The 13248-nt window shown below is 72.1% G+C and carries 12 protein-coding genes; 8 read left to right on the plus strand and 4 right to left on the minus strand.

Annotation, left to right across the window (positions count from 1 at the left end):
* Window positions 1-136: 136 nt before the first annotated feature.
* Both ACLL9L_RS07865 and ACLL9L_RS07870 read right to left on the minus strand, forming a co-directional pair.
* Window positions 137-1057 (minus strand): aminoglycoside phosphotransferase family protein, encoded by a 921-nt coding sequence (locus tag ACLL9L_RS07865; RefSeq protein WP_411284090.1) that lies wholly within the window; start codon window positions 1055-1057, stop codon window positions 137-139.
* On the minus strand, window positions 1054-2061 hold the full coding sequence (locus ACLL9L_RS07870) for a DUF4439 domain-containing protein (RefSeq protein WP_411284091.1): 1008 nt from the start codon (window positions 2059-2061) through the stop codon (window positions 1054-1056). Before ACLL9L_RS07870 ends, ACLL9L_RS07865 begins: the two co-directional genes overlap by 4 nt.
* A gap of 135 nt (window positions 2062-2196) precedes the next feature.
* On the opposite strand from ACLL9L_RS07870, the gene rimP reads away from it, so the two are divergent.
* From rimP to truB, 6 genes are all read left to right on the plus strand, one after another.
* On the plus strand, window positions 2197-2865 hold the full coding sequence (rimP, locus tag ACLL9L_RS07875) for a ribosome maturation factor RimP (RefSeq protein ID WP_411284092.1): 669 nt from the start codon (window positions 2197-2199) through the stop codon (window positions 2863-2865).
* Window positions 2855-3985, plus strand: a complete 1131-nt coding sequence (gene nusA / locus ACLL9L_RS07880) for a transcription termination factor NusA (protein WP_411284093.1) — start codon at window positions 2855-2857, stop codon at window positions 3983-3985. The genes rimP and nusA overlap by 11 nt, the downstream gene beginning before the upstream one ends.
* A 188-nt stretch (window positions 3986-4173) precedes the next feature.
* Window positions 4174-4437: a YlxR family protein gene (locus tag ACLL9L_RS07885; RefSeq protein ID WP_411284094.1), complete on the plus strand. Its 264-nt coding sequence runs from the start codon at window positions 4174-4176 to the stop codon at window positions 4435-4437.
* Between the two features lie 130 nt (window positions 4438-4567).
* Window positions 4568-7489 carry a translation initiation factor IF-2 gene (gene infB / locus ACLL9L_RS07890; RefSeq protein ID WP_411284095.1) on the plus strand — a complete coding sequence of 974 codons (2922 nt, stop codon included), beginning with the start codon at window positions 4568-4570 and terminating at the stop codon, window positions 7487-7489.
* A 153-nt stretch (window positions 7490-7642) separates the two neighbouring features.
* Window positions 7643-8215 (plus strand): 30S ribosome-binding factor RbfA, encoded by a 573-nt coding sequence (gene rbfA, locus ACLL9L_RS07895; RefSeq protein ID WP_411284096.1) that lies wholly within the window; start codon window positions 7643-7645, stop codon window positions 8213-8215.
* Window positions 8199-9143, plus strand: a complete 945-nt coding sequence (gene truB / locus ACLL9L_RS07900) for a tRNA pseudouridine(55) synthase TruB (RefSeq protein ID WP_411284097.1) — start codon at window positions 8199-8201, stop codon at window positions 9141-9143. The genes rbfA and truB overlap by 17 nt, the downstream gene beginning before the upstream one ends.
* A 17-nt stretch (window positions 9144-9160) precedes the next feature.
* Here the strand turns inward: truB and ACLL9L_RS07905 are convergent, their stop codons facing one another.
* Window positions 9161-10228: an SAM-dependent methyltransferase gene (locus ACLL9L_RS07905; protein WP_411284098.1), complete on the minus strand. Its 1068-nt coding sequence runs from the start codon at window positions 10226-10228 to the stop codon at window positions 9161-9163.
* Window positions 10229-10304: 76 nt separating this feature from the next.
* On the opposite strand from ACLL9L_RS07905, the gene ACLL9L_RS07910 reads away from it, so the two are divergent.
* Complete coding sequence (locus tag ACLL9L_RS07910) at window positions 10305-11264, plus strand: bifunctional riboflavin kinase/FAD synthetase (RefSeq protein ID WP_411284099.1); 960 nt, start codon at window positions 10305-10307, stop codon at window positions 11262-11264.
* A gap of 30 nt (window positions 11265-11294) precedes the next feature.
* Here the strand turns inward: ACLL9L_RS07910 and ACLL9L_RS07915 are convergent, their stop codons facing one another.
* Complete coding sequence (locus tag ACLL9L_RS07915) at window positions 11295-12215, minus strand: LysR substrate-binding domain-containing protein (RefSeq protein WP_411284100.1); 921 nt, start codon at window positions 12213-12215, stop codon at window positions 11295-11297.
* Window positions 12216-12287: 72 nt separating this feature from the next.
* Here ACLL9L_RS07915 and ACLL9L_RS07920 point away from each other — a divergent pair, with 72 nt between their 5' ends.
* The gene (locus ACLL9L_RS07920) at window positions 12288-13232 is read left to right on the plus strand and encodes an EamA family transporter (protein WP_411284101.1); all 945 of its coding nucleotides are present in this window, start codon (window positions 12288-12290) and stop codon (window positions 13230-13232) included.
* The last annotated feature ends 16 nt before the right edge of the window (window positions 13233-13248 follow it).

A 13248-nucleotide genomic window follows, 5' to 3' on the forward strand; every position in this document is an offset into this window, starting at 1 on the left:
CGAGAAGGTCGTGAGTGGCGCGGCCGATGTCGAGGGGGACCGACGGGGCTCGAGACCTTCACCGTGCGCAACCCCTGGCGTGACACCTCGCACGACGACCGGGGCAGGGCAGGTCCCGGCAGCCTCACCACCCGCGTCAGTCGTTCATCGCCTTGATGATGGCGACGGCGAGCCCGACCCGGTCCGAGCCGCTCGCCAGGCCCGTCGCGTTGTCGACCTCACGGACGATCGTCCAGGCCTTGGCACGGGCCTCGTCGATGCCCGAGCGCTCGCAGATGATCTCGACACGACGACGCAGGAGCCACCGGACCGAGGATCCGCTGCCGAGCGCGTCCGACCGGTTCCACAGCGCGGGCGCGACCTCGAACGCCCGATCGCCGGCCATCGGCTTGGGGTCGATGGCGAGCCACGGCTGTCGCTCTGCGGAGAGCACGTTCGTGTAATGCAGGTCCGAGTGGACGAGGCACGAGTCGACCACGGGGTCTGCGGCGAGATCGACCGCAAGATGACGGGCCTGCTCGACGAACCGCCGGGGGAGCCCGCCGTCGAGAGCGCGGTTCGTGCCGACCGCGTGGCGCGCGGCATACGCGGAGAGGGTCGGGGTCCGGGAGATGGCGGGGGAGGAGAGCTGAGCGAGGAGGTCGCCGATGACCCCGCACGCCTTGTCGATCGGAACGTCGACGAGATCCGTTGAGGCGTCGAGGCGTTCGAGCAGAAGTGCGAAGCGGGCCGGGTCTGCCCGGGCCAGCCGCACCGCGCCGTGGCCCTCCCAGTGCCGCAGGGCGAGGTGCTCGGAGCGGGCTTCCAGGTGGGGCCAGGACACCTTGAGCGCCGCGGTTCCGTGGGGGCCCGTGACCGGCAGCACGACGGCGCATTGGCCCCAGCACGTCGGTCCGTCGACGGTGAGATCCCACCTGGCCAACAGGTCCTCGAGAAGTCGGGGCAGGCGACGTAGCCACGTCGCGCCGGTCACGGCAAATGGGGCATCGACGTCGACGGGGTCGGGCTCGTAGGCACCCACTGCCTCGGCGAACTCCGCCGGGACGAGGTCCGTCACGGGTAGGCCATCCCGGGGAACGGCACCGTCACCGCGCCCCACTCGTGGGCCAGGAACTGCGCCTGGGACTGGAGCCGGACGACCGCCGTGAGGGAGGTGGAACCGGCCGGCAGGACGGGGATGAGCTCGAGACCACCCTCGACGAGCCTCGTCAGCACCTCGCCGGCCAGCCGGCGGGCGAGGTCCGGCGAGGTGACCGGGTAGGGCAGCGCGTACCCCAGAGGGTCGGCCGTCGCCGACGCGCCAGCCGCACCGGTCAGCTCCCCCTCCCGGACGCGCAACGCCGCGAGCGTGGCGAGGGCTGGCGGACGCTGGTCGCCGGCCAGCTGGGCGGCGACGACCTCGAATGCGTAGACGACCGGCCGGGTCGCCTCGAGCAACCGGGCCGCGGTCGGAGGGGCGAGCGGGTCGCCGTCAGACCACGTCACGGTGCCCCCGAGCAGGCCGGCCGCCGACGCGCGCTGGGCGGCGACGGAGGCCAGGACGCTCCGGTTGGGTTCGGTGGCACCCGCCACCCCGGCGAGCACCTGCGCGGAGACGGCCGACGCCTCGGCGGCCGTGAGCTGGGCCACCGTGGCAGGTGGCGGCGCGCTGACGGCGGTCGTCGCGGTGGCGGAGGCGGCAGTCGTGGCAGCGGTGGGAGTCGTCGGGGCGGCCGCGGTGATGACGTGGTCCGGGACACCGCCGCGGGAAAGGAGTCCGTGGACGACCTGCGCCTGGGTGTCGTGGATATGGGCCAGCTGGCTGACGAGGGCGGTGGGAAGAGGAATCCGTCCCGCCATCTGGGACAACGATGTCGCCCGGTGGAACTCGTCGATGAGGGCGGCCTCGTCCGGGATGGATCGGCGCTGCAGCAGGGGGAGGTCCGGGGCGTCGTCCTGGAGGCGGATACCGCAGCCTCCGAGGGCGACCGTGACAGCACCGGCTGCGAGACGTGAGCCGGCCCGCAATACCGTGCGCCTCGAGGGCAGGCCGGAAGCAGACGCACCGGCTGCGGAGGACATGACCTCGATCATGGCATGCAGGCCCCCGTGCTCGCGGCGTGAACCGGCACGCAACGTCGATACAGTGGTCTCCGCGGCAGGCGACCTCAGGGTCTCGGCCGCTGCAGACACTTGAGAACACTGGGAGGCGGCACCGTGACCGACACGATCCGGCCAGCGCTGGGACAGCCGCTCGCCGACCTCTCGCTCGTGCTTGACGACCTGAGCATCACCCCGGCCGGCCGTCGTCGGGTCGTGCGGGTCCTCGTCGATCGCGACCTCTCCTTCCTCGCGCCCTCCGACACCACCAGCCGGGTCAAGCCGCTGACGCTCGACGAGGTGGCCGAGGCCACCCGCGCGGTCAGCGACGCGCTCGACGAGGGGGACCTCATGGGCACCCAGCCCTACACCCTCGAGGTGAGCTCGCCCGGGGTTGACCGCCCTTTGCAGGGGCACCGGGCGTTCCGGCGCAATGTGGGGCGGCTCGTGGCGGTGGTGCTGGAGTCCGGTGACACGCTCACGGGCCGGATCACCTCGGTGTCCGCCGACCGCGTCGGACTGGAGGTGCCGGCAGTGAAGAAGGCGCCGGCCAGGCACCACGAGCTCGCGCTCGGTGCCATCACCTCCGCCCGGGTCCAGGTCGAGTTCGCCCGCAAGGACGACGGCCCGGTGGGCCCGACGGACGAGCGGGGCGACGGCGAGATGGACGATGACGAGCTGGACGATGACGAGCTGGACGAGCTGGAGCCGGACGATGACGACATGACAGACAGCAACGTGGCCGATGAAGCGGCTGATGACGAGGAGACCCCTGATGGACATTGACCTGGCAGCCCTGCGGGCCCTCGAGCGGGACCGGGACATCAGCATGTCGGTGTTGATCCCTGCCATCGAGCAGGCACTGCTCGTCGCCTACCACCGGACCGACGGCTCGTCCCGACTCGCCCGGGTCGAGCTCGACCGCAAGACGGGGCACGTGATCGTCTGGGCTCGCGAGGACGGCGAGCTGCTGCCCGCCGAGGAGGGCGAGCGGCCCGAGCGGGGCGAACCCGGCCCGGAGTTCGACGACACCCCGGGCGACTTCGGCCGGGTGGCCGCGGCCACCGCACGCCAGGTGATCGTCCAGCGGCTTCGGGATCTCGAGGACGAGCAGGTCATGGGTGACTTCAAGGGCCGCGAGGGTGACGTCGTCTCCGGCATCATCCAGCAGAGCTCCGACCCCCGCCACGTCCTCGTCGACTTCGGCACGGTGGAGGGGATCCTGCCCGTCGCGGAGCAGGTCCCCGGCGAGCGCTACACGCACGGTGAGCGCCTGCGCTGTTACGTGGTCAGCGTCAAGCGGGGCCCGCGCGGCCCGCAGATCAGCCTCTCCCGGAGCCACCCCAACCTCGTGCGCAACCTCTTCAAGCTCGAGGTGCCCGAGATCGCCGACGGGACCGTCGAGATCGCCGCGCTCGCCCGTGAGGCCGGCCACCGCAGCAAGGTGGCCGTCCACTCCACGAAGCCGGGCGTCAACGCCAAGGGCGCATGCATCGGGCCCATGGGCGCTCGCGTCCGTGCGGTGATGACCGAGCTGCACGGGGAGAAGATCGACATCGTCGACTTCGCCGAGGACCCGGCCGAGTTCGTGGCGGCGGCACTGTCACCGGCCCGGGTGCAGTCGGTGCAGATCGTCGACCGCCAGCTGCGTTCTGCCCGGGTCATCGTCCCCGACTACCAGCTGTCCCTCGCCATCGGCAAGGAGGGCCAGAACGCCCGCCTCGCCGCCAAGCTCACCGGCTGGCGGATCGACATCCGGCCGGACAACCCGGTGGCGCCCCCGCCGGGTGTCCAGCGGACGCCGGCCGACGAGGGCTCCGGGGCGGACGGGACCGTCGAAGACTCCGGGCCCGTCGAAGACTCGGGGACCGACGGGGACACCGGGGCCGCCTCCGATCCCGAGTGACCGGTGACGGTGCGGCCCGCGGCCCGCAGGCACCCGGCATACCGGGTGCCTCCGCAGGGAGTGCGCACGCAACCGGGGAGCCGGAAGGGGTAGACTCGATGGTGACCGACCGGACTGGACTCCGTGCTCGGCAGTCTGTTGACACACCCGCGGTGTCGGAGGGCCCCTCCGGGGGCACCCCGCTCCGCATGTGTGTGGGCTGTCGGTGCACGGATAGCTGGTCGGTCCTCCTGCGAGTGGTCGCGGTGAGGGGCAGTGGGACCGCACAGGTCCGTATCGTCCCTGATCGACGACACCGGTTGCCAGGGCGCGGCGCATGGCTGCACCCGAGCAGCACGTGCTTCGAGCAGGCTGTCCGCCGCAAGGCGTTTGTCCGGGCCCTGCGACTGCAGGCCGGGCCGGACGTCAGCGAGGTGGCGGCCCACCTCGACCTCCTGCAGGTCCACCGTTGATGCACCACCAACCGAAGGCGGGTCAGACGCTGATGAGCACCCGATGAGTACTCAGCAATGAGCAAGCCCCACAACTAGGTCCGCGCCCGCTGCAGCTCCTGCCGGGTGGGACCACCCGAAGAGGAGAACCGTGGCCAAGGTCCGTGTCTATGAGCTCGCCAAAGAGCTCGGCGTCGAGAGCAAGACGCTGCTCAGCTATCTGAAAGAGAAGGGCGAGTTCGTCCGGTCGGCGTCGTCGACCATCGAGCCCCCCGTCGTCCGCAGCATCAAGGAGACGTTCCCGCCCGAACTGCGAGCCGGTGGCTCCGCCAAAACGGCGCCATCGCCCGCGGCGGCCTCACCGGCAGTGCCCTCCCCCGCACGGAGGACGTCTCCCACGAGCGCCCCCGCGCCCTCGGCCGTCCCGGCCCCGTCAATCCCGGTACCCGGCCCCTCGTCCGTCCCGGCACCTGCGACCGTGGCACCTGCGGCCTCTGCCCCGGCCCCTGCGGCGGCCGCCGTCAGCCCCGCAGCCGCTCCTCCAACCGCGTCCGGCCCCCGTCCGGCCCGGACCGACGCCCCGAGCGGTGTCGCCGCCGCGCGTGACGGCGGCCAGGCCGGACCCGGGGTGCCGGCGTCACCTCGTCCGGCCCCCCGCCCCAACCAGCCGCGACCGGGCAACAACCCCTTCGCCCCGAGCCAGGGCATGGGCCGTCCCCAGGGCGGCGCCGCCGCTCGTGAGGGCGCTCCGCGTGAGGGTGCTCCGCGCGAGGGTGCTGCCCGTCCGGGCAACAACCCCTTCGCCCCCAGCCAAGGCATGCCCCGCCCGCAGTCCCGTCAGGGTGCGCCCGGCGCAGCCGGTCCCCGGCCGGGTCCCGGCGCAGCAGGACCGCGCCCCGGCGGCGCAGGCCGTCCCAACCCGGGCATGATGCCCGACCGTGCGGCCACGGGCCGTCCGGGCACCCGGCCCGGCGGTCCGGGCGGTGGTCGCCCCGGCCCCGGAGGCGCCCGTCCCGGCGCCGGTGGTGGCGCCGGCGGTGCTGGCGGCGCTGGTGGCGGTGGCTTCGCCGGTCGCCCAGGTGGTGGCGGCGGTTTCGCCGGCCGTCCCGGTGGCGGTGGCCCCGGCGGCCGTGGGGGCACCCAGGGTGCCTTCGGTCGCGGTGGCGGTCGTCCGGTGCGTGGGCGCAAGTCCAAGCGCGCCAAGCGCCAGGAGTTCGAGCAGATGCAGGCCCCGTCGCTCGGTGGCGTGCAGGTGCCCCGCGGTGACGGCAAGACGCTCATCCGGATGCGCCGCGGCGCGTCGCTGACCGAGCTGGCCGACAAGATCAACGCCAGCCCCGCCTCGCTGGTGACCGTGCTGTTCCACCTCGGGGAGATGGCCACGGCGACCCAGTCCCTCGACGAGGACACCTTCCGCCTCCTCGGCGCGGAGCTCGGCTACGACGTCCAGGTCGTCTCCCCCGAGGACGAGGAGCGTGAGCTGCTCGAGCAGTTCAACATCGACCTCGACGCCGAGCTCGAGGCCGAGGACGACGACGACCTCGCGCCGCGGCCCCCGGTGGTCACGGTCATGGGTCACGTCGACCACGGAAAGACCAGGCTTCTCGACGCGATCCGTCAGGCCAAGGTCGGCGAGGGCGAGGCCGGCGGGATCACCCAGCACATCGGCGCCTACCAGATCGTCGCCCAGCACGAGGGCATCGAGCGGCCGATCACCTTCATCGACACCCCGGGTCACGAGGCGTTCACCGCCATGCGTGCCCGCGGCGCCCAGGTCACGGACATCGTGATCCTCGTGGTGGCCGCAGACGACGGCGTCATGCCGCAGACCATCGAGGCGCTCAACCACGCCCAGGCTGCGGGTGTGCCGATCGTCGTGGCCGTCAACAAGGTCGACAAGGAAGGCGCGAACCCCGAGAAGATCCGCCAGCAGCTGACCGAGTACAACCTCGTGGCGGAGGAGTACGGCGGCGAGACGATGTTCGTCAACGTGTCGGCCAAGAACGGCGACAACATCGACGCCCTGCTCGAGGCCGTGCTCCTGACGGCGGACGCGGCGCTCGACCTGCGGGCCAACCCCGACAAGGACGCTCGCGGTGTCGCCATCGAGACCCACCTCGACAAGGGCCGTGGCCCGGTCGCGACGGTGCTCGTCCAGTCCGGGACGCTCAAGGTCGGCGACTCGATCGTCGCCGGTTCCGGCTACGGCCGCGTGCGCGCCATGCTGGACGAGCACGGCAGCAACATCACGCAGGCGCTCCCGTCGCGTCCGGTGCTGGTCCTCGGACTGACCTCCGTCCCCGGCGCCGGAGACACCTTCCTGGTGGCTCCCGACGACCGGACCGCGCGCCAGATCGCCGAGCGTCGTGAGGCCGCCACCCGGGCGGCGTCGCTGGCCAAGGCCCGCAAGCGGATCAGCCTGGAGGACCTCAACGAGGCCCTCGCCGCGGGCAAGGTCGACACCCTCAACCTCATCCTCAAGGGTGACGCGTCGGGGTCGGTCGAGGCGCTCGAGGACGCCCTGCTCCAGATCGACGTCGGCGACGAGGTCGAGCTGCGGATCATCGACCGCGGGGTCGGTGCAATCACGCTGAACAACATCAACCTGGCGATGGCGTCCAGCGCGATCATCATCGGCTTCAACGTGAAGGCCGAGGGCCAGAACGCCGAGGTCGCCGACCGCGAGGGTGTGGAGATCCGCTACTACTCGGTGATCTACCAGGCGATCGACGAGATCGAGCTCGCGCTCAAGGGCATGCTCAAGCCGGAGTACGAAGAGATCCAGCTCGGCACCGCCGAGGTCCGCGAGGTCTTCAAGTCCTCGAAGTTCGGCAACGTCGCCGGCTCGCTGGTCCGCTCCGGCGAGATCAAGCGCGGCAACAAGGCCCGGATCCTGCGTGGTGGCACCGTCATCGCGGAGAACGTGGACATCAGTGGTCTGCGCCGGTTCAAGGACGACGTCACCGAGGTCCGCGAGGGCTTCGAGTGTGGTGTCAACCTCGGCAGCTTCAACGACATCATGGTTGACGACGTCATCGAGACGTTCGAGATGCGCGTGAAGCCACGAGCGTAGGCGGCGACCCGCCGTTCGCGGCGGGTGGGTCCCAGGCGCCGGTGAAGGCCTGCAGACCCACCCGCTGCGGTATGCCGCTAATCACACCACCTTCCCCGGGTCGCCGGACATCAGCATCCGGGGAGCGACACCCCAATCTGAAAGGGCACCGTCATGGCTGACCCAGCCCGCGCCAAGAAGGTCGCCGATCGCATCAAGGTGATTGTCGCGGAGCACCTCGAGCACCGCGTCAGGGACGAGCGCCTCGGTTTCGTCACCATCACGGATGTGCGCGTCACCGGCGACCTGCAGCACGCGACGATCTTCTACACCGTCTTCGGGGGTGAGCTGGAGCGGGTCGACACGGCCGCAGCCCTGGAGTCGGCCAAGGGCAAGATCCGCAGCGCGGTGGGCAAGCAGATCGGCATCCGGCTGACGCCCGTCATCGAGTTCATCCCCGACGCCCTCCCGGAGGGTGCCGCCCACCTCGAGGACGTCATCGTCGCGACCAGGGCGCGCGACGCCGAACTGGCCCGGGTCCGCGAGGGTGCGGCCTACGCGGGTGATGCGGATCCCTACCGCAAGCCGGTGGAAGAGGACGAGGACGAGGACGACCACCAGGAGGGCGACCAGCGCGCCGGCCCAGCCGGCCCAGCCGGCCCCGTCCGAGTCCCCGAGGCCACCGCGAGCACCGCGGGCACCGCGGGCACCGCAAGCACCGTCCCGGGCGATGTCGAACGGGGCTGACGGCCTCCTCATCGTCGACAAGCCCGCGGGCTGGACGAGCCACGACGTCGTGGCGCGCGCCCGCCGGATCTGCGGCACGCGGAAGGTCGGTCACGCCGGCACCCTGGACCCGATGGCGACCGGGGTGCTGGTCCTCGGTGTCAACCGGGCCACCAGGCTGCTGACCTTCCTCGTCGGGTGCGACAAGACCTACACGGCGACGATCCGCCTCGGGGAGTCGACCGTCACCGACGACGCCGAGGGCGCGCTGACCATCGCCACGGACGCGTCAGGGGTGACCCTGGAGGCCATCGGGGCACGCGCTCTCTCGCTCACCGGCCCCATCCAGCAGGTGCCGTCGTCGGTGAGCGCGATCAAGGTCAGGGGTGAGCGCGCCTACCACCGGGTCCGCCAGGGCGAGGACGTCCAGCTGAGCGCCCGCCCGGTCACCGTGCACCGCCTCGACGTCCTTGACGTGCGTCCCCTCGGGGCGGTCGTCGACGTCGACATCGAGGTCGAGGTCTCGTCCGGCACCTATGTCCGGGCCCTGGCCCGTGACCTCGGCGCCGCCCTCGGCGTCGGGGGACACCTCACGGCGCTGCGCCGGACCAGGGTCGGACGCTTCGACATCGTCGACGCCCACGACCTCGAGTCCCTTGCGTCCGGCAACTCGGCGGCCATGGCGACCCAGTTGCCGGACGCAACCGCGGCGGCGGGGGAGGCACCCGGCATACCGCTCGTGCCGATGGGGGAGGCCGCCCGCGCCCAGTTCGTCGTGCACGAGGTCACCGCCGACGAGGCCAGGGCCATCGGCTACGGGCAGCGGATCGCCTCGGCCCGGATGGGGGAGCCCGTCGTCGCGGCGGTCGGCCCCGGCGGGCTGCTGGTCGCCATGCTCGACGAGTCGGCGCCCCTGGCCCGGGCCCACGTCGTCTTCCAGCCCAGCTGACCAACGGCAGAACCGGGTCAGACCTTGCGGGCCACCAGGACGTCGCGGCGGATCCCGGCGTCGACCCGGTGGGCCAACTCGAGGTAGGGCCCGTCGTCGCACACCGTCAGCCCGGCGCCGGTGCAGATCGCCGCGAGGTCTGCACGGGACAGGCCGTGGGTGTTCCAGGCGACCCCCATGGCCCCGCCGGTGCGGAGCACCGACACCCACACCGGGACGGCCGCCTCGAGCAGCGCGCCGGGGCTGCGGTCCCGCCCGCCGGCCGGCCCTCCAGCGCGCCCCCGCCCTCCAGCGCGAGCGCCACCGGCCCGGCTCCCGTGGGTCACGCCGTAGGGCGCGTCGGTGACGATGACGTCGAACCGCCGTTTCCCGAAGAGGTCCGCGGTGGCGAGGGTGTCGGCAGCGAAGAGCTCGAGGGACTGGCGCTCTCCCGCGCGATAGGCCTCGCGGTCAGCACCGAGCTCTGCCTCGAGCAGGTCGGCGACGTGCCTTCCGTTGCGGCGCACCGGATGCAGGTCGATCGTGTGCTTGACCCGCTTGCGGCGCAGGTAGGTCCGCAGGAACGCCGAGTAGGCCTCGACCTCGCGCGCCTCGATCTCGACCCCCGCCGCGTCGTGGCCGAGCGTCAGCGCCCAGCTGAGGGTCGTGCCGCGACCGGCGAGGGGGTCGAGCACCGAAAACTTCCGGCTCGCGAGCTCCCCCGCCCACGCGGTCGAGGCGAGCGTGACGTTGAGGAGGACGCGGGTGAACTGCTCGTTGGTCTTGCCGGGATACTTCGGGATGCTCAGGAGGTCGTCGTCGAAGCGTTCGGTCCGGGTCAGTGGCATGGGGCGCAGCAGCTCGCCCTCCCGCTCGAACAGCGCGTGGACCGCAGCGAGCTGGCCGAGGACCTCGGGGCGGGGCTCCCCGTCGAGGGTCACCTCAAGGTAGCCCACCCCCGCGATCGTCGTCGGGTGAACGGCCGTCACGCCGGCCCCGAAGGCGCTCCGGCCGAGCACCCGCAGCTCCGCGGCCGTCACCGCGGGGGCGTCACCGGCATACACGCGGTTGCTCGACGGGGTGAGCAGAGCGACGAAGGTGGCCACCCGCACAGCCTAGGGCGATGCGACTCACCCCCGTCCGAGGTCGTGGCCGGGCCGCAGGGTTCGTAGAGTGTGCTCCGTGCACGTCTGGAACGGACTATCCGAGATCCCCGAAGACATCGGGCGGAGCGTTGTCACGCTCGGCAACTTCGACGGGGTCCACCGCGGCCATCGCGCCGTGCTCGCCCAGGTCGTGGAGCAGGCATCGAAGCGCAACGCGGTCTCCGTCGCGGTGACCTTCGACCCCCACCCGGTCGCGGTGCTCCACCCAGAGCGCGCCCCCCGGATGCTGACCTCGCTGCGACAGCGCCTCGCCCTGCTCGAAGGCGCGGGGATCGACGCCGTCCTCGTCCTCGAGTTCACGACCGAGTTCGCCCAGTGGACGCCCGAGGACTTCGCGGTCTCCGTCTTCGTCGACGCGCTGCACGCGAGCGTGGTCGTCGTCGGCGAGGACACCCGCTTCGGGGTGCGCAACTCCGGCGACGTGGAGACGCTGCGTCGGGTCGGGGTCGAGCACGACGTCGAGGTCGTGGCCCTCACCGACCTCGGCGACGGCGCGCGGTGGTCGTCCTCGATGGTCCGCAGCCACCTCGGCGAGGGCGACGTGGAGTCGGCCGCCGCCGTCCTCGGTCGCCCGCACAAGGTGACGGGCACGGTCGTCCACGGCGACCACCGCGGCCGTGAGCTCGGCTTCCCCACGGCGAACCTCAGCCAGGACGTCGAGGGTCTCGTCCCCGCGGACGGCGTGTATGCCGGGTGGCTCGTGCGGCTCGACCTGCCGGACGGCGCGCCGGACCGGGTCCTGCCGGCGGCGATCTCGATCGGCAGCAACCCGACCTTCGAGGGGACGCAACGACGGGTCGAGGGCTACGTCCTCGACCGGGCGGACCTCGACCTCTACGGCGAGCAGGTCTCCTACGAGCTGGTCAGGCGGTTGCGGCCGACCGTGAAGTACGAGGGCATCGAGGCCCTCATCAAGCAGATGACCGCCGACGTGCAGCAGTGTCGCGAGATCCTCGCGGTCATCGTCCCCTCCTGAAGGGCCGGGCGGGGCGGGGCTGCCGGGGCCTCAGGCGGGTGGGTCGAGGCCGAGACCCGGCGCGATCTCGACGAGGAGGTCGCGCAGGTAGGCGATGTTCGGGCTCGACGACATGCTTCGGCGCCAGGCGATCGAGACGGTGCGCGTCGGGACGGGGTCGGCCACGGCCAGCACCGCGACCCCCGGCGGCAGGAGCTGGCGACCCAGCCGGGGCATGAGCGAGACGGCTGCCCCGTGCTCCACCAGGGCGATGTGAGAGCTGAACTCCGCTGCCCAGAACGCGATCCGCGGCGACCCGCCGGTGTGGACGAACATCCGGGACATCCACTGGTGGCACACGCTGCCAGCCGGGGCGCAGGCGAAGACCTCGTGGACGAGGTCCTGGGGGGTGACCTGCCCCCGGGAGGCCAGGGGGTGCCCGACGGGGACGAGGACGTCCGCGACGTCGGAGCCGATCACGCGAGTCTGGAGGTGGTCGGCGATCGGCAGGACCGTGTCGCCCCAGGTGTGGACGAGTGCGGCCTCGACCTGTCCGGCAGCGACGAGCGCGAGGGACTCGACCGGGTCCTGCTCGACCACGGAGACGTCCAGGTCGACCCCGTCGGCGCGGACACGGGCCAGCATCGGGGCGACGAGACCGCGCACGGCCGTGGAGAACGCCGCCAGGCGCACCCGGCCCTCGACCCGGGCACCGGCCGCGTCGAGGTCGGACTCGAGCGCCTCCATCGACGCGAGCAGGTCGGCACCCCGGGTGGCAAGGCGCCGGCCGTGGTCGGTCAGCAGCACGCCGCGGCCGTACCTCTCCAGCACCGGGGTGCCCGTCTGGCGCTCGAGCTTCTTCAGCTGCTGGGAGACGGCGGAGGGAGTGAAGCCGAGCGCGTCCGCCGCGGCGACGACCGAACCGTGCGCCTGCACCGCCCCGAGGGCCTGGAGGGCGACGAGGTCGATCATGTAGCAAGACTACCTTGTTGAAGGCTTGAGACGTTGCTGGTCCTACATGGTTGCGACCGGCACGATGGACCCATGCCGCTGCGTCACGTCCTGCTCGCCGTCCTCGTCGCCCTGGTGTGGGGCGCCAACTTCGTCATCATCGACGCGGGTCTGCACGACATGCCCCCGCTGACCTTCGCGGCGCTGCGTTTCGTCGTCGTCCTCGTGCCGGCGATCTTCCTCGTCCGTCGCCCGGACGTGCCATGGCGGGACATCGTGCTGGTCGGAATGCTGATGAGCGTCGCCCAGTTCGGGCTGCTCTACACCTCGCTGCACCTGGGGATGCCCCCTGGGCTGGCCTCGCTCGTCCTGCAGGTCCAGGTGATGTTCAGCGTCATCCTCGCGGCCGTCGCGCTGCGGGAGCGGCCGACCGCGCGCCAGCAGGTCGGGGTCCTCATCGGTCTGATCGGACTGGTCGTCGTCGCCGTCGGGCGCAGCGCCGCCACCCCGCTGCTCGCCCTCATGCTCTGCCTCGGGGCTGCCCTGGCCTGGGCGGGCGGCAACGTCGTCGCCCGGCGGGTCGGCGCCCAGTCGGGACTCGGGATGACGGTGTGGTCCGCGCTCGTCGTCCCCGTGCCGCTCCTCGGCCTCTCCCTCGTGCTCGACGGTCCGGCGGCGATCGCCGACGGACTGCGTCACGCGGACCTCGTGACCGTCGGGTCGACGCTCTACACGGCATACCTCTGCTCGCTCTTCGGCTACGGCGTGTGGAACACGCTGCTCGCGCGCCACCCCGCGGCGGTGGTCGTCCCCTTCACCCTGCTGGTGCCGGTGAGCGGCATCGCGACCGCGTGGCTGGCGCGCGGCGAGCGCCCGACCACCGGGACGGCCTTCGGTGGAGTGCTGCTCATGATCGGCGTCGCGGTGACGGTCGTGCGGCTGAGACGCCGCCCGCGAGCCGTCGCCGAGGATGTCGGTCTGGTGTCGAAGTCGCCGCAAGGGTTTCCGGCGCTCCAGGTGGGCTGCGAGGATCGCTGAAGGTGCGGGACCGGTC

The sequence above is a fragment of the Lapillicoccus sp. genome (assembly GCF_046595215.1).
Taxonomy (GTDB): domain Bacteria; phylum Actinomycetota; class Actinomycetes; order Actinomycetales; family Dermatophilaceae; genus Lapillicoccus.

Excerpts from the sequence above, each read along its gene's own strand:
- ACLL9L_RS07870 (WP_411284091.1), bottom strand. The coding sequence starts at position 2,061 with ATGTCCTCCGCAGCCGGTGCGTCTGCTTCCGGCCTGCCCTCGAGGCGC.
- nusA (WP_411284093.1), top strand. The coding sequence starts at position 2,855 with ATGGACATTGACCTGGCAGCCCTGCGGGCCCTCGAGCGGGACCGGGAC.
- ACLL9L_RS07885 (WP_411284094.1), top strand. The coding sequence starts at position 4,174 with ATGTGTGTGGGCTGTCGGTGCACGGATAGCTGGTCGGTCCTCCTGCGA.
- rbfA (WP_411284096.1), top strand. The coding sequence starts at position 7,643 with ATGGCTGACCCAGCCCGCGCCAAGAAGGTCGCCGATCGCATCAAGGTG.
- truB (WP_411284097.1), top strand. The coding sequence starts at position 8,199 with ATGTCGAACGGGGCTGACGGCCTCCTCATCGTCGACAAGCCCGCGGGC.
- ACLL9L_RS07915 (WP_411284100.1), bottom strand. The coding sequence starts at position 12,215 with ATGATCGACCTCGTCGCCCTCCAGGCCCTCGGGGCGGTGCAGGCGCAC.
- ACLL9L_RS07920 (WP_411284101.1), top strand. The coding sequence starts at position 12,288 with ATGCCGCTGCGTCACGTCCTGCTCGCCGTCCTCGTCGCCCTGGTGTGG.